Genomic DNA, 26,220 nt, shown 5'->3' with positions numbered 1-26,220 from the left:
TCAACAAGCCGATCTATGCCCGCACCGCCGCCTACGGCCATTTCGGCCGCACCGCCGAAGGCGACTATTTCCCATGGGAACGCACCGACCTCGTCGAGGATCTGAAGCGCGCCCTTTGACCCCCTGTTCGAGATATGAGGAATTGATCATGGCCACCGTTGCTGAACGCCAGGACTTTGTAATCAAGGATATTTCGCTTGCGCCATGGGGCCGCAAGGAGATTGAGATTGCGGAGACCGAGATGCCTGGTCTGATGGCGCTGCGCGAGGAATTTGGTGCAGCGCAGCCGCTGAAGGGTGCTCGGATCGTGGGATCGCTGCACATGACGATCCAGACCGCGGTGCTGATCGAGACGCTGACGGCGCTGGGTGCGAGCGTGCGCTGGGCGACGTGCAACATCTTCTCGACGCAGGACCATGCGGCGGCGGCGATTGCCGAAACCGGGGTTCCGGTGTTCGCAGTGAAGGGCGAAACGATCGCGGAATATTGGGACTATGTCGGCTCGATCTTCGATTGGGGTGACGAGACCTGCAACATGATCCTCGACGATGGCGGCGATGCGACGATGTTCGCGCTGTGGGGTGCGCGGGTCGAAGCGGGCGAGAGCCTGCCCGAGCCGGAGAATGAAGAAGAAGTCGAGATGCAGCGCGCGCTCAAGGCGTTCATCGCGCGCAAGCCGGGCTACCTCACCCAGACGGTGCAGAACATCAAGGGCGTCAGCGAAGAGACGACGACGGGCGTGCACCGCCTCTATCACCTGTCGAAGGCAGGCAAGCTCCCGTTCCCGGCGATCAACGTCAATGACAGCGTGACCAAGTCGAAGTTCGACAATCTTTATGGCTGCAAGGAATCGCTGGTCGACGCGATCCGTCGTGCGACCGACGTGATGCTGGCGGGCAAGGTCGCGGTGGTTGCCGGGTTCGGCGATGTCGGCAAGGGTTCGGCCGACAGCCTTCGCAACGGCGGCGCGCGCGTGCTCGTCACCGAAATCGATCCGATCTGCGCGCTGCAGGCGGCGATGGAAGGCTATGAGGTCGTGACGATGGAAGATGCGGTCAAGCGCGCCGACATCTTCGTCACTGCGACCGGCAATGCCGATGTGATCACTGCCGATCACATGAAGGCGATGAAGAACATGGCGATCGTGTGCAACATCGGCCATTTCGACAGTGAGATCCAGATTTCGGGTCTGTCCAACTATAAATGGACCGAGATCAAGCCGCAGGTCGACGAAGTCGAATTCCCCGAAGGCAACAAGATCATCGTGCTGGCCAAGGGCCGCCTGGTCAATCTGGGCTGCGCCACCGGCCATCCCAGCTTCGTGATGAGCTCGAGCTTCACCAACCAGACGCTGGCGCAGATCGAATTGTGGACCAAGTCGGACGAATACAAGAACGACGTCTATGTCCTGCCCAAGCATCTCGACGAAAAGGTCGCCGCGCTCCACCTCGACAAGCTCGGCGTCAAACTCACCACCCTCAGCCCCAAACAGGCCGCCTATATCGGCGTTCCCGTCGAAGGCCCCTTCAAACCCGATCATTATCGGTATTGAGGAGCACCGCGATGATCCCGGCTCCGGCGCCTTCTTTCCCCTCCGGCGTGTCGTTGCGTCCGCGCGACGCGCTGGTCGAGGAAATTGCCCAGCTGACCCATGGCGCGTCCTACGAAATCGCCGCGCGCGATACCGTGGCGCTTCAGGAAGCACGCGAATATATCGCACCGGGCGCGACGATTTCGATCACCTGGATGCCAGCGGACACGCATGAAGATCGCGTGACGGCGACGCAGGCGGTGCGCGAAGCAGGCTATGAGCCGGTGCCGCACATCGCCGCGCGCCGGATCCGCAACGAAGCGGACGCCAACGACCTGCTGGCGCGGCTGGCGGATGCGGGGGCACGGCGGCTCTTTTTGATTGCAGGCGATGTGCCGAAGCCGATCGGGGACTTCGCCTCGTCGCTCGAACTGGTCGGCCGGTTGCGCAAATCGCTGGGCGCGTTCGAAGCGGTGGGCTTTGGCGGCTATCCCGAAGGGCACCCGGCGATCCCCCAGGCGACGTTGCAGAGCGAGCTGGAAACCAAGATCGCCGTGGTCGAAGACGCCGGGCTGTCGCCCTTCATCATCACCCAATTCTGTTTCAATGCGGCACCGATCCTGACCTGGCTCGCGGCACTGCGCGAACATGGCAGCATAGTTCCGGTACGGATCGGGCTGGCGGGGCCGGCGAGCATCCGCACCTTGCTGCGTTTCGCGCGGGTGTGCGGGGTCGGCAATTCGGCGCGCGCGCTGGCGGGCAACAGCGCCTCGATTGCCCGGTTGCTGCGCGAAACCGGGCCCGATCCAGTGATCCGCAAGCTTGCCGAAGCCGGGGTGCGCAAGGAATTTGGACCGGTCGCATTGCATTTCTTTCCGTTCGGTGGTCTCGCGCGAACCGCGCAATGGGTTGCTCCGGTAACGCGGGGCCAGATCCGGCTGCAGCCCAGTTCCTCGGGCTTTCAACCGCTCAGCTAGGCAGTGACAATGACGACGCCATCCACTTTCGTCCTGAAATTCTCCTGTCCCGATCAGCGCGGGATCGTCGCGGCGGTATCGACATTCCTCGCCGAGCGTGCCTGCAACATCACCAGTTCGCAGCAATTCGACGATCTCGACACCGGCCAGTTCTTCATGCGCGTCACGTTTCGCGGCGAAGGCACCGACACGCTCGACAGCCTGACCACGGCATTCGGCCCGATCGGCGCGCGGTTCGACATGGACTGGCAATTGCACGATGCGGCACGGCGCACGCGCACGCTGCTGATGGTATCGAAATTCGGCCATTGCCTGAACGACCTGCTCTATCGCCTGTCGATCGGTGCGCTGCCGATCGAAGTGCCGGCGATCGTTTCCAACCATCGCGAAATGCAGCCGCTGGCCGAAGCTGCCGGCATCCCCTTTGTCCACCTGCCCGTCACGCGCGACACCAAGGCGCAGGCCGAAGCGCAGCTGCGCGATGTCTTCGCCGAACATGATTGCGATCTGATCGTGCTCGCCCGCTATATGCAGGTGCTGTCGGACGCGATGTGCCGCGATTTTTCGGGTCGGGTGATCAACATCCACCACAGCTTCCTGCCCAGTTTCAAGGGCGCCAAACCCTATCATCAGGCGCATGCGCGCGGGGTGAAGCTGATCGGGGCGACGGCACATTATGTGACGGCCGATCTCGATGAAGGGCCGATCATCGAACAACAGGTGACGCGCGTCGATCACACCCAGTCGCCCGCCGATCTGGTGTCGGCAGGGCGCGACGTCGAATCGCTCGTGCTCGCCCGGGCGGTTCGCTGGCACGCCGAACATCGCATCTTGCTCAACGGCAAGACCACCGTCGTATTCAGCTGAGAGGAGGCCACACCATGGCGCACCGCGACATCGAAGTGCTGGGCATCGGCAATGCCATTGTCGACATCATCGCGCCTGCCGACGATGCGTTCCTCGTGACGCAGGGCCTGGAAAAGGGCGGCATGGCGCTGATCGACGAAGCGCGCGCCGATGCGCTCTATGAAGTGATGGCCGCAGGGATCGAAGCGTCGGGCGGATCGGCGGGCAATACCATTGCGGGCGTGGCGTCGCTGGGCGGGCGTGCCGCCTATATCGGAAAGATCCGCGACGATACGTTCGGCGGGATATTTCGCCACGATCTGCGTTCGCTGGGCGTGGTGTTCGATACGCCGTCTGCGCCCGACGGGCCTTCGACCGCGCGCTGTCTGGTGCTGGTGACGCCCGATGCGGAGCGGACGATGAACACGTTCCTCGGCGCGTGCGTGAACCTGACTCCCGATGACATCGACGAAGATCTCGTGGCGTCGGCGGCGATCACCTATCTCGAAGGCTATCTGTTCGATCCGCCGCAAGCGAAGGAAACGTTCCGCAAGGCGGCACAGATCGCGCGCAACGCCGGGCGCAAGGTTGCGCTGTCGCTGTCGGACAGTTTCTGCGTCCACCGCCACCGCGACGATCTGCTCGCGCTGGTCAGGGATCATGTCGACATCCTGTTCGCCAACCAGGACGAGATATTCGCGCTGTACGAAACCGACGATTTCGACGCGGCCGCCGCGCAGGCGGCGCGCGACGCGGGGCTTGCCGCGATCACGCGCAGCGCCGCCGGATCGGTGCTGCTTTCGGGGGACGACAAGGCAGTGGTAGCCGCCGCGCCGGTCCACCGCGTGGTCGATACGACGGGGGCGGGCGACCTCTATGCCGCCGGCGTGCTGTTCGGGCTCAGCCGGGGGCTTCCGCTTGCCGAATGCGGCCGCCTGGGCAGCATCGCCGCGGGCGAGATCATCAGCCATTATGGCGCGCGCCCCGAAACCAGACTTGCCGCGCTGATCGCGGGCTGATCGCATGGCCGCCCGGATCATCGACGGCAGGGCGATTGCGCGGCGCGTGCAGGCGCAGGTAGCCGATGAAGTCGCCGCGCTACCCCGCATTCCGGGGCTGGCGGTCGTGCTGGTCGGCAATGATCCGGCGAGCGAAGTCTATGTGCGGAACAAGGTGCGCGCGGCACGCAGCGCGCAAATCTATTCGGTCGAACACCGGCTGCCCGCAAATGCCAGCGAACAGCAGATCCTTGCGCTGATCCGCCGCCTGAACGGCGATCCGCATGTCGACGGCATCCTTGTCCAGCTGCCGCTGCCGCCGGGCATCGATGCGCTCAAGGTGATCGAAGCGATCGACTCGCTGAAGGATGTCGATGGCTTCCATCCCTATAATGTCGGGCGTCTCGCCGCCGGAGCGCCGGCGATGGTGCCATGCACGCCACTCGGCGCGATGATGCTGATCCACGAAGCGATCGGCGTGCCGCAGGGTGTCGAGACGCTGATGATCGGCTGTTCGAACATCGTCGGAAAGCCGCTGGCGCAGTTGCTGCTGGCCGATGGCGCCACGGTCACGATGGCGCACAAGCTGACGTCCAACCTCGCCGAACATGTTTCGCGCGCCGATCTGGTCGTGTGTGCGGCGGGCGTGCCGGGGCTGGTGCGCGGCGCATGGATCCGCCCCGGCGCCACTGTCATCGATATCGGCATCAATCGCGTCGCCGACGGGCAGGGGGGCTCGCGCATCGTCGGCGATGTGGCTTATGAGGAAGCATGCGAAGTCGCCGGCGCGATCACGCCGGTGCCCGGCGGCGTCGGACCGATGACGATCGCGTGCCTGTTGAAAAATACGCTTCAGGCGTGCCGCCAGCACGCCGGACAAAGCGAAGCCGCATGAGGCCCCTGTGACGATGGACGATGCCGTTCCCCAGCCGACCGGCGGACCGCGCTGCCCCTTTTGCGACGCGCCATGGAGCGAAGCCATGCTCGCCGCTTATGATCGCGCGGCGACCAATGATTGCAGCTGTTGTTCGGGCCCTCACGCGCCGGCCACGCAAGCGGCGGAGCCGGCTATGGCGGAGCCGGAGGACATCCGCTGCGACACATGCGGCCGGGCGATCTATCGGGTCGTGGCGGTGCCGCCCGCAGACGGGCACCGCCACCAATAGCGCATCCGCCCTGGCGGATCAGCGTTGCGTGCCGTCCGGCGTCACTGTCTCGTCTGCCAGTCCGCCGCCGAGCGCGCGATACAGCTCGACCAGATTGGTCGCGCGCAGCAGCCGCACCGTTACCAGCTGTTGCTGCGCGGCATAGGCCGTGCGCTGCGAATCGAGCGCACCGAGGAAGGAATCGACGCCTGCACGATAGCGCGCGTCGGAAAGCCGCGCGGCGGTTTGCGCGGCATCGGCGCGCGCCGTCTGCGCATCGACTCGCGTGTCGATCCTGCCGCGCAGCGCCAGCGCATCGGAAACCTCGCGAAACGCCGTCTGGACGGTCTTTTCATAGGTCGCCACCGCTGCCTGCTGCGAAGCTTCGGCATAGGCGACATTGCCCTGGCGACGACCGGCGTCAAAGATCGGCAGGCCGATGCTCGGTCCCGCCGAATAGGTGAAGCTGCCGTCGCTGAACAAACCCGACAGCGCACTGCTGACCGTTCCCAGCGTCGCAGTCAGCGAGATGGTCGGGAACATTGCCGCGCGTGCGGCGCCGATATTGGCGTTTTGCGCAATCAGCAGATGTTCGGCCTGAATCACGTCCGGGCGTCGCAGCAGCACATCCGAGGAAAGGCTGCCGGGCAGCGCGTCGAGCGTGAACGGCCCTTCGTCCAGTCCGTTGGGCAACAATGCGTCGCCGACGGTCGTGCCGGCCAGCAGGTTGAGCGCGTTGCGATCCTGCGCGATCGTGGTTTCCAGCGTCGCGATATCGGCGAGCGCCGCCTGATATCCGGCTTCGGCCTGTTTGGCCTCAAGCTCGGACGCCACGCCGATGCGGAACTGCTCCTGCGTGAGGTGCAGCGTGTCGGCATAGGTCTGGAGCGTCGCCTGCGCGATGCGCAATTGCTCGCGATCCGCGGCGAGTTTCAGCCACGCTTCGGCAATCTGCGCGATCAGGCTGATCCGGGTCGAACGCTGCGCCCATTCCGCCGCGAGCAGCTGTTCCTGCGCCGCACGCGACAGGTTGGCGAGCCGACCGAACAGGTCGATCTCGAACGCGCTCAGACCCGCGCCCACCGAATAGGTTTCGATGTCCCGGGTTCCGGTGGCGCCGCCGCTCGCCGCCGCCGTGGCGGCAGTGTTGGTGAACGTCGCGTCGCCCGTCGCGCCGATCGTCGGAAGCTGATCGGCCCGCTGGACGCGGAGCTGGGCGCGTGCCTGCAGCACATTCGCGGCGGCCAGGCGCAGGTCGCGATTATTGTCGAGTCCCAGCTGGATGACGTCGCGCAGGCGCGGATCGACGAAGAAGGAACGCCAGCCGACCTTGGTAATGTCCGGCGCGTCGGTTGCGGCGGCGGGATAGACGCCGCCTTCGGGCAGGCTCGCCGGCACCGCGCCTTGCGGGCGGGCATAATCGGGAGCGAGATTGCAGCCGGCGAGCATCGTGCCCGCCGCCAGCACCAGGATTGAAAGTCGCTTCATTGCTTTATGCCTCCTGCGGCGCGTGGCCGGATTCGGAGCCGTGATCGAGGGGATCCTCATGCGTTCCCTGCTGGCCGTGGCCGAACAGCCGGGCGATGACCACGAACAGCATCGGGACGAAGAAGATTGCCAGCACGGTCGCGGTCACCATGCCGCCGACCACTGCGCGGCCGATCGCATTCTGTCCGCCGGCACCGGCGCCGGTGGTGAGTGCGAGCGGCAGGACGCCCAGGGTGAAGGCAAGGCTGGTCATCAGGATCGGCCGCAGTCGCAGCTTTGCCGCTGCGATTGCCGCGTCGAATGCATGCATGCCGGCACGGACGCGTTCTTCGGCGAACTCGACGATCAGGATCGCGTTCTTGGTGGCCACACCGATCGTGGTGATCAGGCCGACCTGAAGATAAACGTCGTTCTGAAGTCCCGTAAGCGTCGCGGCGATCACCGCCCCGATCACGCCCAGCGGAACCACCAGGATCACCGACAGCGGCACCGACCAGCTTTCATAGAGCGCGGCAAGCGACAGGAACACGATCAGCAGCGAGAGGCCGTAGAGCGCCAGTGCCTGACCGCCCGCGCTCTGCTCCTCATAGGAGAGGCCGGACCATTCCAGCGTCGTGCCGGGTGGCAGCTTGGCCTGCATTTCCGCCATTGCCTGCATCGCGGCGCCGGTGCTCACGCCGGGCGCGGGCGAGCCCTGAAGCTGGATCGCCGGCCGCCCGTTGAAGCGGGTCAGCTGAACCGGAGCCTGTGTCCAGCTGAGCGTCGCGAAGGACGAGAAGGGCACCATGTCGCCCTTGGCATTGGGGACATAGAGAGCGTTCAGGTCTTCGGGCGCCATGCGATATTGCTGGTCGGCCTGCAGATAGACGCGCTTCACGCGACCACGGTCGATGAAGTCGTTGACATATTGACCGCCCCAGGCCGCCGAAATCGTGGAATCGACGACGTTCAGATCAAGGCCCATCGTCTGCGCCTTGTCCTGATCGATCTCGACCTTGAGCTGCGGGGCATCCTCCAGGCTCATCGGGCGAACCTGCATCACGTTCGGGTTCTGCGATGCCATGCCCAGCAACATGTTGCGCGCGTTGATCAGCGCCTCATGCCCGATATTGCCGGTGTCGACGAGTTGCAGGTCAAAGCCGGTGGCGTTGCCCAGTTCCATGACGGCGGGCGGCACGATCGGAAAGATCATCGCGTCGTGATATTGCGAAAATGCGCCGAACGCCCGGCCGGCGACAGCCTGTGCGCTTTGCGCGGGGCCGCGCTCGTCCCAGGGCTTCAGCTGGACAAAGGCGACGCCCGCATTCTGACCCTGACCGGCGAAGGAGAAGCCGCTGATGGTGAACACCCCGGCGACTGCGTCCTTTTCCTGCTCCAGAAAATGGTTGCGGACCACGGTCAGTGCGTCGTCGGTGCGCGCTTTCGTGGCACCCGACGGCCCCTGGACCAGCGTGAAGACCATGCCCTGGTCCTCGTCGGGCAGGAAGCCGCTGGGCAGCCTGGCGAACAGCAGCATCATGCCGCCGACGATCAGCAGATAGACCAGCCCCGAACGCTTCCAGCTGCGCGCTGTGGTGCGAACGCCCTTTTCATAACGCCGCTGTCCGTTGTCGAACCGGTCGTTGAACCAGTGGAAGAACCGCGACAGCGGGCCGCCCTTTCCGGGCACCTTGTTCGGATCATGCGGTTTGAGGATCGTCGCGCACAAGGCGGGCGTCAGGATCAGCGCCACCAGGATCGACAGCACCATCGCCGAAACGATCGTGATCGAAAACTGGCGATAGATCACGCCGGTCGACCCGCCGAAGAATGCCATCGGCAGGAACACGGCAGAGAGCACCAGAGCGACGCCGATCAGCGCGTTGGTGATCTCGTCCATCGATTTGCGCGCCGCTTCCTTGGGCGACAAATGTTCGGTCTGGATCAGGCGTTCGACATTTTCGACGACGACGATCGCGTCGTCGACCAACAGGCCGATTGCCAGCACCATCCCGAACAGGGTGAGGGTGTTGATCGAATATCCCGCGGCCAGCATGATCGCGAACGTGCCCAGCAGCACCACCGGAACCGCGATCGTGGGAATGAGCGTGGCGCGCCAGTTCTGCAGGAACAGGAACATCACCAGAAAGACGAGCACGACGGCTTCGAACAGGGTTTCGATGACCTGCTTGATCGACAGGCGGACAAATTCCGATGAATCGACCGGATAGACGACCTTGATGTCGGACGGGAAATCGCGCGCAATCTCGCTGACGCGCTGCTTGACCGCCTCGACGGTGTTCAGCGCATTGGCGCCGGGCGCGAGCTGTACGCCGACACCGGCTGCGGGAAGGCCGTTATACCGGCCATCGAACGCATAGTTTTCGGCGCCCAGTTCCACGCGCGCAACGTCGCGCAGGCGCACCACGGCGCCGTCGCCGTCGGTGCGCAGCCGGATGTTGCCGAACTGCTCGGGCGTCTGAAGGCGCGATTCCACCGAAACTGCAGCGTTCAGCATCTGGCTTTCGGGCGCGGGCAGGGCGCCGATCTGGCCAGCCGATACCTGGACATTCTGTGCGGAAATGGCGGAAACCACTTCCGGAATGCTCAGCTTGTATCCCGCCAGTTTGACCGGGTCGATCCAGATGCGCATCGCATATTGCGATCCGAACACCTCCAGCTGCCCCACGCCGTCAACGCGGCTGACCGGGTCCTGCACATTGGAGATGATATAGTCGGCCAGATCGCTCGGACTATGCGATCCGTCTTCCGAATATATGCCGACCACCATCAGCAGGCTGGCTGCCGATTTATTGACCTGAACGCCCTGGCGCTGCACTTCCTGGGGAAGCTGCGGCGTGGCGGCCTGCACCTTGTTCTGCACCTGAACCTGGGCGATGTCCGCGTCGGTGCCCTGTTCGAACGTCAGCGTGATCGACGCCGTGCCGGCAGAGGTGGAGGACGATGTGAAATAGCGCAGATGGTCGAGGCCCTTGAGCTGCTGCTCAATGACCTGAGTCGTGGTTTTCTCCAGCGTTTCGGCGTCGGCACCGGGATAGCTGACATTGATCGCGATCGCCGGAGCGGCGACCGTCGGAAACTGCGCGACCGGGAGCTGGCGGATCGCGATCCCCCCGGCGAGCATCAGGACGATGGCGATGACCCATGCGAAGATCGGTCGATCGATGAAAAAACGGGACATGCGGCGTTACTCTGCCTTTTCCGCGCCGCCCGGTGCGGCCTGCGCACCATTGGCTTGCGGGTTGCCGCCCTGGGGCGATGCGTTTTCCTTGTACGGAGATGCCTGAACCGGGGTGCCGGGGGGCAGGTTCTGCGCGCCTTCGACAATGACCTTGTCGCCCGGCTTCAACCCGCTTTCGACGATCCAGTCCTGACCGACGGTGCGGCTGGCGACGATCGTGCGCGGTTCGAGCTTGCCATCGGCGCCGACGACCATGACCGTGGCATTGCCCTTCGCATCGCGCGACACCGCGCGCTGGGAAACGAGCATGGCGTTCTGGCGCGTCCCTTCGACCACTTGTGCGCGAACGAACATGCCGGGAAGGAGCAGGCCCTGCGGATTGGCGAACACGGCGCGTATCACCTGGCTGCCGCTGCCCGGATCGACCGACACGTCCGTGAACTTCATCGTTCCTTCGATCGGGTATTGCGTGCCGTCTTCCAGCATCAGGCGCACGCGCGCGGCACCGTCTTCACGAAGCAGGTCGCCCGACGCCAGCTGGCGCCGTAGGCGCAGAATGTCCGCGCTGGATTGCTGAATGTCGACATAGACCGGATCGAGCCGCTGGATCGTCGCCAGCGCATCGGGCTGCGACGCGGTCACCAATGCGCCGGTGGTATAGGTCGAACGACCGATACGGCCGGCGATCGGCGCGCGGATCGTGGTGCGGGCGAGGTTGATCTGCGCGCTCTGCAGCGCGGCGCGCTGTGCCGCGACATCGGCCTTGGCCTGATTGGCGGCGGCGACCGCATTGTCATATTCCTGGCGCGAAATCGCGTTGATCTCGACCAGCTCGCCATAGCGACGTGCCAGCGCTTCGCTCGATGCGATCGACGCCTGTGCGCGGGCCAGCGCCGCCCGGGCGCTTGCCACCTGTGCGGCATAGGGGGCCGAATCGATGCGATAGAGCGGCTGGCCGCGCCCGACCATCTGGCCTTCCTGGAACAGCCGCGCGGTGATGATACCGTTTACCTGAGGCCGGACCTCGGAAACTTCATAGGCGCTGGTCCGGCCCGGAAGCTCGGTGTCGAGCGTGACATTGCTGGTCTTTACGGTCTCGTAAAAGACCTGGGGAGGCCCACCGGCCTGTTGTTGACCCTGGCCACCGCCACCGCAACCGGCGAGCATTAGTGCGAGTCCCGCAAAAAGGGCGAATTTCTTCATAGCGTTGGCCTGAGCTTTGAGGTATATGTGAGTGAACGATCACTCACAATCGTGGGCCAGCTAACGTAAAAATACGCAGCAGGCAAGGGGGCGGAACGAGGATGCAGAATGAAACTTGAAATTTCTCAGGAAAGTTGCGCCGCGCCGGCCGGTCGCGCCGATGCGCGCCGCAAGCATTTGCTGGAAGTCGCGCGCGCATTGTTTATCGAGCGCGGCTTTCACCGAACCGGAATGGCGCAGATCGCGGAAGTTTCGCAGGTGAAGGTCGGGCAGATTTATCGCGACTTTACCTGCAAGGAGGACATTATCGCGGCGATCGTCGAGGCCGATGTTTCCAAGATGCTGCGCGAGGACGAACTCGCCGAAGCGGTGGAAACCGAGGATCTCGACACGGTGCGGGCATGGGTTCGTGGCATCGGTGCCAAGCATGACCCGGTCGTCGCGGTGCGCGATGCGTGCATGTTTGCCGAAATCGTCGCGGAGGCGGCGCACAATGAACGCATCGCCAATATTCATCGCTCGATCGATCAGCGGGTGCGCAAATCGCTGTCGTCTGCGCTGCAGGCGCTCGCGCCCTGGCCTGAAAGCGCGGGCGAGCGCGAACAGATTACCGAGCTTATTCTCGCGCTTGGGATGGGCATGAAACTGCGCCATATCCTGAACCCCAATTTCGATGTCGAGCGGCGAAACCAGCTGATGCTCAAGGTGATCGACCGAAGCATCGAACTGCTGCTCGATGACGACGACGTACTTTGAGACGCGATCGACAAGGAAGATGGGCGTGAATGCTGCAGTGCACAAGAGGCCTGCACGAAATCTCCACATCCACTGATCGGCATCTTGATCGCGGCTGAAGCACCGGCTGGACACGCATGCGGCACATACCTCCCCGAACCATCGGGGAGAATATCATGCCTGCGCTTCGTCGCACGAACAGGTCACGCCACGATTTTCGGTTGAAGATCGCCCTGGCGGTCGCACTGGTCGCGGCCGCCGATTTCCTGTTTTTCGGACATGGGCCGGGGTCGACGCTTGGCCTTTTCGCGATGCTGATGATGGCGGTGCTGGTCGTGACGGTGCCTGCCGTGCTGCGCAAACGGCGCTCGGTCATCGCCTTGCTTGCCGCCACTGCCTTCGCTCTGGCGCTGATCGATCAGCCCGGTTTCCTGGCGTTCGTCCTGTTCGGGATCGCGGTTACGCTTTCGCGGCTGCTGGTGCGGCGGCGCTTCGACAATGCGGCGATATGGGCAGGGCGGCTTGCGTTGCAGGGGCTCATCGGCCCGTTCACGCCGCTGATCGACCTGATCCGGCTGGCGCGGCTTGGCCGGGGCGGCGCCAGGTCGCGGCTGGTGACGATCGCTTCGGCTGCCATATTGCCGTTGCTGGGCGGCGCATTTTTCCTGGCGCTTTTTGCCGAGGCCAACCCCGTGATCGCCGACGCGCTGGGCCGGGTTCAGCTTCCCGATCTCGGCTGGCTGATCGTCCACGGGATTTCCTGGTGCTTCATTCTCGCTGCCGTCTGGCCGGTGCTGCGACCGCATCCGCTGGTAACACGCGACCTTGATATCGCCCCGGTCGAGCCGCTGCCGATGCTCAGTCTTTCCGTGCTGACTCTGACGCTCTCGCTGCTGACCTTCAACGCAGTGTTCGCGCTGCAAAATGGCCTCGACATCCTGTTCCTGTGGAGCGGGGCGCCGCTGCCCGGCGACATCACGCTGGCCGACTATGCGCATCGCAGCGCCTATACGCTGATCGCCACGGCGCTGCTCGCGGGGGTGTTCGTGCTCGTCGCGCTCCGCCCCGGCAGCACCGCCGCGCGCAGCGGCCTGGTGCGTAGGCTCGTCATCCTCTGGACCGCGCAGAACATCCTGCTCGTCGCGTCGAGCATCCTGCGCACGATGGATTACGTCGATGCCTATGGCATGACCCAGTTGCGGCTGGCTGCGCTGGCGTGGATGGGGCTGGTCGCGGTGGGTCTGTTCCTCATCTGCTGGCGGCTGATGTTCGGCCTGTCGGCGCGCTGGCTGATCAATGCCAATGCGCTTGCCGCGGCGCTGGTGCTCGCGGTGTCGAGCGTGGTCGATTATCGCGCCACCGTGGCGCACTGGAACGTGCGGCATGCCGATATTGCCGGCGGATCGAGCTTCACCGACCTTTGCTATCTGAACCAGTTGGACGCATCCGCGCTGGTGCCGCTGATCGACCTTGAACGGCGGGTCGAAAATCCGAAACTGCGTGCGCAGGTCCGCTGGCTTCGCGACACGGCGCTGGTGCGCGTAATCGATCGCCAGAATAACTGGCACAGCTGGACCTGGCGCAACCAGCGCCGGTTGCGCCGCGCGCTGGAAATGCTGGGCAATCCCGCGATTGTCTCACGGCCTTCGGCGCTGAATCGCAATTGCGACGGGACCATCTTTCGCCCGCCACAGCCGACGGCTCCGGCTGCTTCCGCCGAAAGCGAAGCGACCGGGAGCGCGCTGCCCCCGCCGGTTTCCGACGAACGACCATTGACGCAAGGGAGCGCGCAATGATCCTATGCCCCATGCCCCGCACCGTTCTGGTCGTCGACGACGACTCGCATATCCGACAGTTGCTGGTCTTCGCGCTTGCCAAGGCCGGGTTCGACACGATCGAGGCAGAGGATGGCGAAGCCGCGCTGGCGCTTGCCGAAAGCGCCGCGCCGCACCTTGTCGTGCTCGACATCAACATGCCGCGCATGGACGGGCTGGAGGTGTGCCGCCGCCTGCGCGCGGCCAGTGACGTACCGGTGCTGTTCCTTTCCTCGCGCGATGAAGAGATCGATCGCGTTCTGGGCATCGAACTGGGCGCCGACGATTATGTCGTAAAGCCGTTCAGCCCGCGCGAAGTCGTGGCGCGGATCACCGCCATCCTGCGCCGCGCCGCTGCGCCGCCACCGCCCGAGGTTCAGGCGACGGCGACGATCCGCGCGGGCAAGCTGACGCTCGATCTCGACGGGTGGCGGGCCGAATGGAACGGCGGGGAAGTCCCGCTGACGGTCACCGAATTCTCGATCCTGCGCACGCTCGCGGCGATGCCGTCAAAGGTGTTCAGCCGCGACGCCATCATCGATCGCCTGCGCGGCCCGGGCTTCGCGCTCACCGATCGCACGATCGACAGCCATGTCCGCAACCTGCGCGCGAAATTCGCCGATGCGGGCGCGGACAATGTCATCGAAACGCGGACCGGCATCGGCTATCGGCTCGGTTCGTGCTCGGACGATTGACGCGCGCACCCAAGGAATGGCTCAAGCGGCACTGGCCGCCGCTGCGGCTGCGCACCATCCTGTTCGCGACCTTGTTCGTGGTCGCGGCGCTGCCTGGCGTCGGCGCGGTGTTTCTGCGCGTTTACGAAAACACATTGGTCCGCCAGACCGAGGCGGAACTGATCGCCCAGAGCGCGGCGCTCGCCGCGTCGGCGGAGGCATTGTGGCCGGGGGCGTCTCCCATGTCCGCCCGGGGCAAGGTGCAACCCGAAGCGTCGACGATCGACCTCAGCAGCACGCCGATCCTGCCGCCGCGTCCGGCGCCGGTGGCCGCTGCGGGACCGGTCAGCGCCGATGCCGTTGCCACATCCGAACGCCTGGTTCCCATTTTGCGTCACACCGGCCATACGACGCTGGCCGCGATCGAATTTCTGGACGCGCGGGGCAGGGTGGTCGCCGGCGCCGATGCGGGCCGCAGCTATGCCGACCTGCCCGAAGTGCGCGAGGCGCTCGCCGGCCGGCCCGAAACCGTGTTGCGGCGCAATGCCGGCTATCGTGCCGTCTATCTGTTCGAATGGCTTTCGCGCGCCGCCGCAATCCGCGTCGACCATGCGCGCCCGATCATCGTCGATGGCCGCGTGGTCGGCGTGCTGCTTGTCTCGCGGACGGCGCGCGCCCTGTTCAAGGGACTCTATGAGGATCGCATCAACATCATCGTCGGCGTGCTGACGATCCTCGGCATTCTCATCGTTCTCAGCGGCGTGCTGTCGCGCGGCATCGGCCGCCCGATCGAGGCATTGGCGCGCGCGACGCGCTCGGTCGCGGCGGGCGGGGGCGGGGGCAGCGTGCCCGAAGCGCCGCGCACCGCCGCAGTGGAAATTCAGGCGCTTTATGCCGATTTCGCGGCGATGGCCGAAGCGATCGATCGCCGCTCGCACTATCTGCGCGATCTGGCCAATGCGGTCAGCCATGAATTCAAGACGCCGATTGCCGGGATACGCGGCGCGATCGAACTGTTGCAGGATCACGACGCGACGATGCGCGCAGAGGAGCGCCGCCGCTTCCTCGCCAATGCCGATGCCGATGCGGGGCGGCTGACGCTGCTGGTTTCGCGCCTGCTCGATCTGGCGCGCGCGGACATGGCGCCCGGCGATCCCGATGCGCGCAGCGACCTGCGCCTGCTGATCGGACGTGCGGCGGCGGCGGCCCGGCTCGATGTGTCGCTCGACGCGCCCGATGCGCTTGCGCCGGTCGCGGTGCCCCCCGTCACGATCGAAACCCTGCTCGCCACGCTGATCGACAACAGCGCCCGTGCCGGTGCCTCGGCAGTGGAAATAGCCGTGACGACGGATGCGGCGCAGCTGTCGGTCGAAATCGGCGATAACGGCCCCGGCATTGCGCCGGGCGACCGCGGACGCATCTTCGAACCTTTTTTCACCACGCATCGCGGAAGCGGCGGAACCGGGCTCGGTCTGGCGATTGTCCGCTCGCTGCTGCACGCGAGCGGCGCGACGATCGCGCTGATCGAGTCCGAATCGGGCGCGCGCTTTCGCGTGACGCTGCCGGTCGCGCCGACGCGGGAGGCATAGCGCCGCTGCGATCCTCCCCTTGCCAGCGGGGCCGCTTTGCGGAACACTCTGCGTTTGCGCGCTGCAACAGGGGCTGGCTATCCATGGACATGATCGATCCCGGCACCGGCCCGAACAGCGTCGCGCTGCCTGCACGGCCCGAGGCGATCCGGGTCGATCCGGCGACGACGGCCGTGGTCGTGATCGACATGCAGAACGCCTATGCGTCGAAGGGCGGCTATGTCGATCTGGCGGGGTTCGATATTTCCGGCGCGGCGGGCACCATCGGCCGGATCGCGCAGGTGCTCGATGTCGCGCGCGGCGCGGGCATGCCGGTCATCTTCCTGCAAAATGGCTGGGACGCCGACTATGTCGAAGCGGGCGGGCCGGGCTCGCCCAACTGGCACAAATCCAATGCGCTCAAGACGATGCGCGCGCGGCCCGAGCTGAAGGGAAAGCTGCTTGCGCGCGGCGGATGGGATTATGAACTGGTCGATGCGCTGACGCCGCAGCCGGGCGACATCCGCGTCCACAAGACACGCTATTCCGCCTTCTTCAATTCGCAGCTCGACAGCGTGCTGCGCTCGCGCGGGATCAGGACCATCGTCTTCGTCGGCATCGCCACCAATGTCTGCGTCGAATCGACGCTGCGCGACGGCTTCCATCTCGAATATTTCGGGATCCTGCTGGAGGATGCGACACATCATCTCGGCCCCGACTTCATCCAGCAGGCGACGGTCTATAACGTCGAGAAATTCTTCGGCTGGGTGTCGACCGTTTCCGATTTCTGCGGCGCCGTGAGGCAGATCGCGGAATGAGTTTTTCCACCTCCGTTTGGCTCAGGGCGAACGGTTGTCATCAGCGAGGAAGACCATGCCCTTCGAAGCGATAAACCCGCCGCAATTCCCGACGCCGATCGCGCCCTATTCAACGGCGACAAAGGCGGGGAACACGCTTTACATCTCCGGCATCCTCGCGCTGGGCGAAGGCGGGACGGTGCTTCATGTCGGCGACGCGGCGGCACAGGCGCGCGCGGTGCTGGAAACGATCAAAACGACCGTCGAGGCGGCGGGCGGCACCATGGCCGATATCGCGATGAACCACATCTTCCTCAAAAGCTTTGGCGATTATGCCGCGTTCAACACCGTCTATGCCGAGTATTTTCCGGGCACCAAGCCGGCGCGCTATTGCGTGCAATGCGAACTGGTGAAGCCCGATTGCCTGGTCGAAATCGCATCGGTGGCGTATCTCGGCTGATGCCCCACACCGCCGGGCTCTATTATGAAACGCACGGGCCGAAGGATGCACCGCCGCTGATCCTGTCGCCCGGCCTTGGCGGGTCGGGCGAATATTGGCGGCCCAATCTGGACGCCTTTGCCCGGCATTTCCGCGTCATCCTCTATGATCATCGCGGCACGGGGCGCAGTGACCGGCATTTGCCCGATACGGTATCGGTTGCCGATTTCGCCGACGATATCCTGGCGGTGATGGATGCGCTCGCGATTCCCAGCGCCAGCATTGTCGGCCATGCCGCAGGCGGCGTCGCGGGGCTCGCACTGGCGATCAAGGCCCCCGAGCGGCTCGATCGGATGGTGGTCGTCAATGGCTGGGCGAAACCCGATCCGCATTTTCTGCGCTGTTTCGAGGCGCGGCTGAACCTGCTGCGCCACAGCGGTGTCGAAGCGTTTCTGCGCGCGCAGCCGATCTTTCTCTATCCGGCGAACTGGATCAGCGCGCATAGTGATCAACTGGATGCCGAACTGCCGCATCAGCTGGCTGCCTTTCCGGGTGTCGAGACGATGGAAAAGCGGATCGCGGCGCTTGCAAGTTTCGACGCAAGCGGAAAGCTCGCCGGGCTGGCCGACAAGGTTCTGGTGCTGGTCGCCGATGACGACATGCTGGTGCCTTCATCGGCGGGCGAGCTGCTCGCTGGCGAACTGGGCGCGGCGTGTCTCGCAATACTGCCAACGGGCGGGCACGCCTGTAATATTACGCAAGCAGAACGTTTCAACGAACTCGTCCTTGCATGGCTGCAAGGTCGCTACCCCGTGGAGGACTAAGCCATGCAGGTCGGCGTTTTCATTCCCATCAACAATAATGGCTGGCTGATTTCGGAGAATGCGCCGCAATACAAACCCAGCTTCGACCTCAACAAGGAAATCGCGCAAAAGGCGGAGGCGCATGGCTTCGACTTTCTCCTGTCGATGATCAAGCTGCGCGGGTTCGGCGGCAAGACGCAATTCTGGGAATATGGGCTGGAGAGCTTCACGCTGATGGCGGGGCTTGCGGCGGTGACCGAGAAGATAAAGCTCTTCGCGACTTGCCCGACATTGATCATCCCGCCTGCCTTTGCCGCGCGGATGTGCAACACGATCGACAGCATCAGCCATGGCCGTTTCGGGCTCAACCTGATCACCGGCTGGCAACCGCCCGAATATACCCAAATGGGCGTCTGGCCCGGCGACGAGCATTTCAAAAACCGGTACCAGATGCTCGACGAATATGCCCATGTGCTGCGCGAGCTGTGGGAAACCGGATCGAGCGACTTCAAGGGCCGCTATTATCAGATGGAGGATTGCCGCGTGTGGCCCCAGCCACAGGCGGACATGAAGATCATCTGCGCCGGATCGTCCGACGCCGGGCTCGCTTTCTCGGCGAAATGGGCGGACTATGCCTTTTGCCTCGGCAAGGGCGTGAACACGCCCCGGGCATTTTCCGACAATAATGATCGCCTCGCCGCCAAGACCGTCGAAACCGGGCGCGATGTCTCGGTGTTCGTGCTGATGATGGTGATCGCCGACGAGACCGACGAAAAGGCGATGGCCAAGTGGAAATCCTATAATGACGGCGTCGATGTCGAGGCGATTTCCTGGCTGATCGATCAGGGCGCGAAGGACACCCACAACCAGGACACCAATGTGCGTCAGCTTGCCGCGCCGGAAGGGGCAGTGAACATCAATATGGGCACGTTGGTCGGCAGTTATGAAAGCGTCGCACGGATGCTCGATGAAATCGCCCAGGTGCCCAATACCGGCGGCGTCCTGCTCACCTTCGACGATTTCGTGCAGGGCGTGGAGGATTTCGGTACCCGGATTCAGCCGCTGATGAAATCGCGCAGCAAGTAACGGCCCTTGCCGCGATTCCCGCCATGGCTATGGTCGCGGCGATGGATCGCACGGCACCCGCCAGCTTCACGCGCATTACCGCCGATGGCGCTGCCGAACCCGTAACCCGGATGCTGGCGGCCGAAGTGCCGATCGCCATCGAAATCAATGGTATCGGCTATGCCGTGATGATGGCGACGCCCGCCGATCTTGAGGATTTCGCGACCGGTTTCCTCCTCGCCGAGCGGCTTGCCGAACGGGCGGAGGACATTGCCGATATCGACACGCACGAAACCGAAACCGGTATCATCCTGCGCGCAACGCTGGCGGGGGAGGGCGCGGCGCGTGTCGTCGATCGGGTGCGCCACCGCGCCACCGATTCGGCATGCGGGCTGTGCGGCATCGACAATCTCGAATCGGCGTTGCGGCCCTTGCCGCACCTGCCCGAAACGGTGCTGGCCGAACCCGGCGCGATCTTTGCGGCGCTGGCCGCGCTGCGCGATCGTCAGACGCTAAACGCCCAAACCGGCGCGGCGCATGCCGCTGCGCTCTGCGCGGCCGACGGCACGATCCGGCTGGTGCGTGAGGATGTCGGCCGCCACAATGGCTTCGACAAGCTGATCGGCGCGATGGCGCGGCAGGCGCTCGAATGGGACGGCGGTTTCGCGCTGCTCAGTTCGCGTTGCTCGTTCGAGCTGGTCGAAAAGGCAGTGCTGGCGCGCTGCCCGCTGCTCGCCGCCATATCGGCGCCGACTGCGCTGGCGGCGTCGCGTGCGCGCGATGCCGGACTGGCGCTCGCGGTACTGGCGCGATCCGATTCGCTCTTGTGGATGGGCGCGGCGGCTTGAAGCTGCTCGGTGCGATATTGGCGGGCGGCCGGTCGACGCGTTTCGGCACCGACAAGGCCGCTGCACTGCTGGCGGGCAAGCCGCTGCTCGATCATGTTGCCGAATGTCTGGCGCGGCAATGCGACGACGTGATCGTCTGCGGTCGCGACTGGCCGGGGCGCGTGGCGGTGGCCGATCGGCCCGGCCCCGATCTTGGCCCGCTGGGCGGGCTGAACGCGGCGCTGCACCATGCGGCGGAGCAGGGCTATGACGCGGTGCTGTCCGCCGGTTGCGATACCCCGCAACTGCCCGACGATCTTGCCGCCCGGTTCGGCTCCGGCGGCTATTATGCGGACCTGCCCGTGATCGGCCTGTGGCCCGCCGCGCTCGCGCCCGATCTCGACCGGCATCTGGCGCAGGGTGGCAACCGCGCGGTTCGGCGCTGGGCTTCGCGCACGGGCCTGAATGCCCTGAGCGGCGGTGCCACGCTGGCGAACATCAACTATCCCGATGACCTGAAGTTACTGCGCACCTAAGTAATAATACGCTGAACTTGGTATTTTTCGGTTGGCGGAAGTTACGCTAAAGGCCGGAACGCCCGATGGGCGCGAAGAGGATTCGGGGTCGATATGACCATTGTGTTCAGCAGTCTGGTTGGTTCGGAGTTGTTATCGCGTGGCGACTCTATGGTCTGGCGCTCCCATTTATGGGTGACCCAGCTCGTGGCCGATGCGCTGATCGCACTCGCATTTTCTTCGATCGCTCTGGCGTTGGTGATAATTGTTCGCCGCCGCGCCAACATGCAGTTCGGTCTGGCGTTCTGGTGCTTCGCGGCGTTCATCCTGGCGTGCGGCATCACTCACGCGATCGCGGTCGTGACTCTGTGGTATCCGGCCTATGGTTTCGAAGCACTGGTCAAGGTCGCCACCGCGCTGGCCTCTGTGGTCGCGGCTTATGTGATGTGGCGGATGCTGCCGCGCATGATCGCCTTGCCGGCCGCCGGCAAGCTGCAGGAGGCGAATGACCGACTGCAGGAAATGGTGGTCGAGCGCGATGCCGCGCTCGCCGAACTTCGCGCCGAAATCGGCAATCGCGAACGCGCCGAGGCTGCATTGCTGCAGCTCCAGAAACTCGAAGCGGTCGGTCAGCTGACTGGCGGTATCGCGCATGACTTCAACAATCTGCTTCAGGCAGTCGCCGGCAATCTGGAACTGATCGCGCGCAAGCCGGACGATATCGACCGCATCGTCCGCTGGGCGGGATCGGCGCTCGATGCCGTGGATCGGGGCCGTTCGCTGACCAGCCAGCTGCTCGCCTTTTCGCGCAAGCAGCGGCTTGAGATCGCGCCGGTGGAACTGCGCGGGCTGATCATCGGCGTCCGCGAACTGGTCGAACGCGCCGTTTCCCCCATTTCGCAGCTCGAAATCGCCGCGATCGATCCGGCGCTGTTTGTCGAAACCGATCCGATGCAGCTTGAACTGGCGCTGCTCAACCTCGCCTTCAATGCGCGCGACGCGATGCCCCAGGGCGGGGTGATGCGCATCTCCGCCAGGGCGCTCCCGCAATTTCAGCCCCCCGGCCTGTCAAAGGGCGACTGGGTCGCGATCACTGTCGCCGATACCGGCATCGGCATGGACGCGGAAACCCGCGAGCATGCGATCGAACCGTTTTTCTCGACCAAGGAAATTGGCGAGGGGACCGGCATGGGCCTGGCGATGGTCTATGGCGTCGTCACGCAATCGGGCGGGGGCCTGGATATCGACAGCGCGCCGGGCGCGGGAACGCGCATCACGCTCTATCTGCGCGCTGCCAAGCCATCGCTTGTCCGCGCCAGCACGCGCCAGCGCGAAGACGAACCGGTGTTCGATCTGTCCGGCCGCACGATCGTGCTGGTCGATGACGACAAGGAAGTGCGCACCGCGCTTGCCGAAACGCTGACGGCGGCGGGCGCGCGCGTCGAACAGGCGCCCGATGGGAGCAGCGGCGCGACACTGGTTGCGGAGCGTCAGCCCGACCTGCTGATCGTCGATTTCGCGATGCCGCGGATGAACGGGGCCGAAGTGGCCGAGCGCGTGCGCGAGATGGGCGCCGACATGCCGATTCTCGTCATCACCGGATTTTCGGATTCGCAACGGCTCGACGCGATCGACGGCAAGGGGTTTTCGATCCTGCGCAAGCCGTTCGAAACCCGCGAATTGCTGCAGCGGATCACGGCGCTGCTCGATAGCTGAATCGCACGGAAACCCTATCGGTCGAAAATATGCTATGCCCTCCGGCATCTGCCACGGTCGGAGTATCGCATCGCATGACGGGACTGACGGAAACCGCTTTTGCCTTCGCTCGCCTTTTCCGACGTTTGATCCCGCTATCCGCGTTATTGTTGCCGCTGGCCGCACAGGCCCAGAATCCCGCCCCCGTCGCGCCGGACCAGGGCGAGATACTGACGATCGCGACGCGTGAGGCGCCGCCCTTCGTCATCCATGATCCCGATGGCGGCTGGAGCGGGCTCGCCATCGACCTCTGGTCGCAAGTGGCGGAGGAAAACGGCATTGCCTATCAGCTGCGCGAGACCGACCTTTCCGGAATGGTCGAGGGCGTGGCATCGGGCGATTTCGATGCCAGCGTCGGTGCGCTCACCATCACCCCGGGGCGCGAGGCAAAGGTCGATTTCACCCATCCCTATTACACCACCGGGTTCGGAATCGCAGTCGACAAGGCACCGCCCAGCTGGCTGATGCTGCTGCGCAATTTCTTCAGCTGGGGGTTTTTGCAGGCGATACTGGCGCTCAGCGCGCTGCTTGCGGTCGTCGGCGTCCTCTTCTGGCTTGCCGAGCGGAAATCCAACGCCGACGAATTCGGCGGCAGCACGCGTGGCGGCATCTTTTCGGGTTTCTGGTTCGCCGCAGTGACGATGACCACCGTCGGCTATGGCGACAAGGCGCCGCGTACTGCGGCGGGCAAGGCGGTCGCGCTGGTCTGGATGTTCGGCGCGATCCTGATCATCTCTACCTTCACCGGCATGATCGCGTCTTCGCTGACTGAGGGGCGGCTGGCCGGCTCGATTCAGGGCCCGTCTGATCTCGCCTCGGCATCGGTCGGGTCGATCCGGGGATCGGCCGCGGACGAATGGCTTCATGAAAGCGGGATCGGCTTTGCCGGCTATCCTGACGTCGAAAGCGGGTTACAGGCCGTCGCCGATGGGAAGATCGACGCCTTTGTCTATGATCGCCCGCTGCTGCGCTATCTGCTTCGCGGCGATCTGGGCGATACGCTGCGGCTCGTGCCCGGCAGTTTCGGGCGACAGGATTACGGATTCGCCTTGCCGCAGGGCAGCGCCCTGCGCGAACCGATCAATCGCGCGATCCTGCAGCATATCGAAAGTCGGGACTGGTCGAACGAACTGACGCGCGTCCTCGGCAAGGAGGATTAGCGGGCCCGTCGCGGCGGTTCGGCTGTCTGAGCCTGTTCGCTGACGCGATCGGCTTCTCTCGCCGCGAACCGCCGTCAGCCGGTGAGCCATCAGGCGCATCATTCGGAGATTCGGATGACCCGGCATATCACGCGGAAATCACCGAGAATCGAAATCTCTAGAGACACTAGCTTTTCGCCCGAATCGAGATCCCAAACCAGCTGGGTCGTTCGCGCGGATCCGCTTCGATCCACGTTCGATTGGCCGGGTCCGTATTGGGCGATGAGTCGATCCCGTACCGTCGAACAGGTTCCGTTGCCTATCAAAAGCGAATTCACCGCGCGCAGCGTTCGCAACGACGGATCGAAATAGAATTCCGCCCGATAGGCCACGCCATCTTCCAAATAGGGGGCTTCCACCAGCGCATGCAGTCCAATCATATCGCGTGACGGGTCATGCGCGATGGATTTAGCACCGGGGACGCTCGCGATCACTTCTTCCGGGGACATCCCCCACGATACGGGGAGCTTTTGCGCCTTGGCGGGCAAGGCCGAAGCGATAAGAAAAAACAGCCCGATCAACAAGGGTTTCATGGCGAGGCCTCCTCGGGCAAACCGGATTTCAATTCGTCGATCCACGGACGCGCCGTTCCGTCGGACGGCGCACGCCAGTCGCCGCGCGGGCTGAGTGCGCCGGCCGGAGAGACTTTCGGCCCGTTGGGGATGGCGGAGCGTTTGAACTGGCTGGTGCGGAAGAAGCGGTCGAGAAAGATCTCAAGCCACTTCGCGATGGTCGCCAGATCATAGCAATTGCGTGCTTCGTGCGGGAAACCCACCGGCCAGTGCCCCGCCTGTGCATCGTGCCAGGCATGCCAGGCAAGAAAGGCGATCTTCGACGGGCGCAGCCCCTGCCGCACGACATAATGGAGGAAGAAATCATGCAGCTCATAGGGCCCGATCCGGTCCTGCGTGCTCTGAATCTTCCCATCGGCATCGGCGGGCACCAGCTCGGGCGAGATTTCGGTGCCCAGGATCGCGGTCAGCACCTCGCCGGTCGCCGCGTCGAACTGGCCGCTCTCGACTGTCCAGCGGATCAGATACTGGATCAGCGTCTTGGGCACGCCGGTGTTGACGGCATAATGGCTCATCTGGTCGCCGACGCCATAAGTGCACCAGCCGAGTGCCATTTCGGACAGGTCACCCGTGCCGATCACGAATCCGCCGCGCTGGTTCGCCAGTCGGAACAGATAATCGGTGCGCAGCCCCGCCTGCACATTTTCGAACGTCACGTCATATTGGGGTTCGCCGTCGGCAAAGGGATGCCCCATATCGGCCAGCATCTGGCGCGCGGCCGGGCGGATATCGATTTCGTCACCCGTGACGCCCAGCGCCTTCATCAGCGCCCAGGCATTCGCCCTCGTTTCATCGCTGGTGGCAAAACCCGGCATGGTGAAGGCCAGGATGTCGGATCGCGGGCGTTCCAGCCGGTCCATCGCCTTGGCCGCAACGATCAGCGCGTGGGTTGAATCGAGCCCGCCCGATACGCCGATCACCAATGTCTTCGCGCCGGTTGCCGCGACTCGCTTGCGCAGCCCCTCGACCTGGATGTTGAAGGCTTCGTAGCAATCCTCTTCGAGCATCGCCGGCGCGTCGGGAACGAACGGAAAGCGACGGATCGATCGTTGCAGGCCGATATCGGCAAAATCTGGCTGATGGGTAAAGGTGATCCGGCGAAAGCGCGTTTCGGGATGGCCGGCATTGGCGGCGGCATCGTTGAACGTCGGAAAGCGCATCCGTTCGAGCCGCAACCGCTCAAGGTCGATATCGGCGACAATGATCTCGGTTGCCAGATCGAACCGGCCCGATTGGGCCAGGCTCGTACCGAATTCATAAATCATGCCCTGACCGTCCCAGGCCAGATCGGTGGTGCTCTCGCCGGGCCCGGCGGCGGAATAGAGATAGGCCGAAACCGTCCGCGCCGACTGGGATTCGCACAGCATTTGTCGCTCGCGGCTTTTGCCGATGGTGATGTTCGATGCCGAAAGGTTGCACAGGACCAGCGCGCCAGCGAGCGCAGCGATCGTGGAGGGCGGCGTCGGGGCCCAGAAATCCTCGCAGATTTCGGCGTGAAACACGAAATCAGGCAAGTCGCTCGCCGCGAAGATCAGATCGGTTCCGAACGGCGCATTCTGACCCGCGACATCGATCGACAGCCCGGTGAGGCCCAGCCCCGGCGCGAACCAGCGCTTTTCATAATATTCGCGATAATTGGGCAGATATTGTTTGGGGATCACCCCCAGCACGCGCCCGCGCGCGATTGCGACCGCGCAATTATACAGCCGCCCGTTGCGTCGCAGCGCCGCCCCGACCAGCAGCACGGGCTTCAGCTTCGCGCTGGCGGCGACGATGTTCGCCAGTCCCGCTTCGGTCGCGTCGATCAGCGCATCCTGAAGATGCAGATCGTCGATCGCATAGGAAGTGACGTTGAGTTCGGGAAAGACCAGCAGGTCGGCGCCCGCCTGTCCGCCATGTTTCGCCAGTTCGATCGTCGCGGCGGCATTGGCCGCGGGATCGCCGACCGTGGCGATCGGCGTGCAGGTGCCGACACGCAGCATCCCGTGTCGGTGCAGCGAATAAAAAGGATGCGCACCGGTCGCTTCGCGCGCCATCAGCGGGCCTTTCGTTCAGCCATGCGGCGCGGGTTCGGCATCGGTGTCATGC

The 26,220-nt window shown here is 64.4% G+C and carries 22 protein-coding genes; 17 read left to right on the top strand and 5 right to left on the bottom strand.

Annotated features, from left to right (window positions below; all coding sequences use genetic code 11):
• The first annotated feature begins 148 nt into the window (after positions 1-148).
• From ahcY to folD, 5 genes are read left to right on the top strand one after another with little or no spacing between them, the layout of a single operon-like run.
• Positions 149-1,552 (top strand): adenosylhomocysteinase, encoded by a 1,404-nt coding sequence (gene ahcY / locus DKB74_RS17605; protein ID WP_109809499.1) that lies wholly within the window; start codon positions 149-151, stop codon positions 1,550-1,552.
• Between the two features lie 11 nt (positions 1,553-1,563).
• On the top strand, positions 1,564-2,508 hold the full coding sequence (locus tag DKB74_RS17600; protein ID WP_109809498.1) for a methylenetetrahydrofolate reductase: 945 nt from the start codon (positions 1,564-1,566) through the stop codon (positions 2,506-2,508).
• Positions 2,509-2,517: 9 nt separating this feature from the next.
• Complete coding sequence (purU, locus tag DKB74_RS17595) at positions 2,518-3,375, top strand: formyltetrahydrofolate deformylase (protein WP_109809497.1); 858 nt, start codon at positions 2,518-2,520, stop codon at positions 3,373-3,375.
• Positions 3,376-3,389: 14 nt separating this feature from the next.
• Positions 3,390-4,373: an adenosine kinase gene (locus DKB74_RS17590; protein WP_109809496.1), complete on the top strand. Its 984-nt coding sequence runs from the start codon at positions 3,390-3,392 to the stop codon at positions 4,371-4,373.
• Positions 4,374-4,377: 4 nt separating this feature from the next.
• Positions 4,378-5,247, top strand: coding sequence for a bifunctional methylenetetrahydrofolate dehydrogenase/methenyltetrahydrofolate cyclohydrolase FolD (gene folD / locus DKB74_RS17585; RefSeq protein WP_109809495.1), 870 nt, complete (start codon positions 4,378-4,380; stop codon positions 5,245-5,247).
• Between the two features lie 289 nt (positions 5,248-5,536).
• Here folD and DKB74_RS17580 read toward each other — a convergent pair whose 3' ends face one another.
• Genes DKB74_RS17580 through DKB74_RS17570 form a run of 3 tightly spaced genes read right to left on the bottom strand, consistent with a single transcriptional unit; the run spans position 5,537 to position 11,369 of the window.
• Entirely contained in the window at positions 5,537-6,985 is a 1,449-nt protein-coding gene (locus tag DKB74_RS17580) for an efflux transporter outer membrane subunit (RefSeq protein ID WP_109809494.1), read from the bottom strand.
• A 4-nt stretch (positions 6,986-6,989) separates the two neighbouring features.
• Positions 6,990-10,166 (bottom strand): efflux RND transporter permease subunit, encoded by a 3,177-nt coding sequence (locus DKB74_RS17575; protein ID WP_109809493.1) that lies wholly within the window; start codon positions 10,164-10,166, stop codon positions 6,990-6,992.
• Positions 10,167-10,172: 6 nt separating this feature from the next.
• Complete coding sequence (locus DKB74_RS17570) at positions 10,173-11,369, bottom strand: efflux RND transporter periplasmic adaptor subunit (protein WP_109809492.1); 1,197 nt, start codon at positions 11,367-11,369, stop codon at positions 10,173-10,175.
• 108 nt (positions 11,370-11,477) lie between these two features.
• Here DKB74_RS17570 and DKB74_RS17565 point away from each other — a divergent pair, with 108 nt between their 5' ends.
• The 12 genes from DKB74_RS17565 to DKB74_RS17510 all read left to right on the top strand — a co-directional run bounded on the left by DKB74_RS17565 (position 11,478) and on the right by DKB74_RS17510 (position 23,521).
• On the top strand, positions 11,478-12,125 hold the full coding sequence (locus DKB74_RS17565) for a TetR/AcrR family transcriptional regulator (protein ID WP_109809491.1): 648 nt from the start codon (positions 11,478-11,480) through the stop codon (positions 12,123-12,125).
• A gap of 200 nt (positions 12,126-12,325) precedes the next feature.
• Positions 12,326-13,900, top strand: a complete 1,575-nt coding sequence (locus DKB74_RS17560) for a DUF4153 domain-containing protein (RefSeq protein WP_161956903.1) — start codon at positions 12,326-12,328, stop codon at positions 13,898-13,900.
• Positions 13,897-14,613: a response regulator transcription factor gene (locus DKB74_RS17555; RefSeq protein ID WP_109809489.1), complete on the top strand. Its 717-nt coding sequence runs from the start codon at positions 13,897-13,899 to the stop codon at positions 14,611-14,613. Before DKB74_RS17560 ends, DKB74_RS17555 begins: the two co-directional genes overlap by 4 nt.
• Complete coding sequence (locus DKB74_RS17550) at positions 14,598-16,181, top strand: sensor histidine kinase (protein WP_239987587.1); 1,584 nt, start codon at positions 14,598-14,600, stop codon at positions 16,179-16,181. Before DKB74_RS17555 ends, DKB74_RS17550 begins: the two co-directional genes overlap by 16 nt.
• An 83-nt stretch (positions 16,182-16,264) precedes the next feature.
• Positions 16,265-16,978, top strand: coding sequence for a pyrimidine utilization protein B (gene rutB / locus DKB74_RS17545; protein WP_109809487.1), 714 nt, complete (start codon positions 16,265-16,267; stop codon positions 16,976-16,978).
• 55 nt (positions 16,979-17,033) lie between these two features.
• A complete protein-coding gene (gene rutC / locus DKB74_RS17540; protein WP_109809486.1) occupies positions 17,034-17,417 on the top strand; it encodes a pyrimidine utilization protein C in 384 nt (127 codons plus the stop codon).
• Entirely contained in the window at positions 17,417-18,220 is an 804-nt protein-coding gene (rutD, locus tag DKB74_RS17535) for a pyrimidine utilization protein D (RefSeq protein WP_109809485.1), read from the top strand. Before rutC ends, rutD begins: the two co-directional genes overlap by 1 nt.
• A gap of 3 nt (positions 18,221-18,223) precedes the next feature.
• Positions 18,224-19,285: a pyrimidine utilization protein A gene (gene rutA / locus DKB74_RS17530; protein ID WP_109809484.1), complete on the top strand. Its 1,062-nt coding sequence runs from the start codon at positions 18,224-18,226 to the stop codon at positions 19,283-19,285.
• Between the two features lie 23 nt (positions 19,286-19,308).
• Positions 19,309-20,112, top strand: coding sequence for a formate dehydrogenase accessory sulfurtransferase FdhD (gene fdhD, locus DKB74_RS17525; RefSeq protein ID WP_239987586.1), 804 nt, complete (start codon positions 19,309-19,311; stop codon positions 20,110-20,112).
• Complete coding sequence (gene mobA, locus DKB74_RS17520) at positions 20,109-20,627, top strand: molybdenum cofactor guanylyltransferase (protein WP_109809516.1); 519 nt, start codon at positions 20,109-20,111, stop codon at positions 20,625-20,627. The genes fdhD and mobA overlap by 4 nt, the downstream gene beginning before the upstream one ends.
• Before the next feature lie 150 nt (positions 20,628-20,777).
• A complete protein-coding gene (locus tag DKB74_RS17515) occupies positions 20,778-22,322 on the top strand; it encodes a response regulator (RefSeq protein WP_239987585.1) in 1,545 nt (514 codons plus the stop codon).
• Between the two features lie 74 nt (positions 22,323-22,396).
• Positions 22,397-23,521, top strand: coding sequence for a transporter substrate-binding domain-containing protein (locus tag DKB74_RS17510; RefSeq protein WP_109809482.1), 1,125 nt, complete (start codon positions 22,397-22,399; stop codon positions 23,519-23,521).
• 98 nt (positions 23,522-23,619) lie between these two features.
• Here DKB74_RS17510 and DKB74_RS17505 read toward each other — a convergent pair whose 3' ends face one another.
• Positions 23,620-24,093, bottom strand: a complete 474-nt coding sequence (locus tag DKB74_RS17505) for a hypothetical protein (protein ID WP_109809481.1) — start codon at positions 24,091-24,093, stop codon at positions 23,620-23,622.
• Positions 24,090-26,168 carry an NAD(+) synthase gene (locus DKB74_RS17500; protein ID WP_109809480.1) on the bottom strand — a complete coding sequence of 693 codons (2,079 nt, stop codon included), beginning with the start codon at positions 26,166-26,168 and terminating at the stop codon, positions 24,090-24,092. Before DKB74_RS17500 ends, DKB74_RS17505 begins: the two co-directional genes overlap by 4 nt.
• Positions 26,169-26,220 lie beyond the last annotated feature (52 nt).

The organism is Stakelama portus (assembly GCF_003171655.1).
GTDB classification, from domain to species: domain Bacteria; phylum Pseudomonadota; class Alphaproteobacteria; order Sphingomonadales; family Sphingomonadaceae; genus Sphingomonas; species Sphingomonas portus.
Note: the sequence above shows the minus strand (reverse complement) of the source record. Positions and strands in the feature narration are given on the sequence as shown.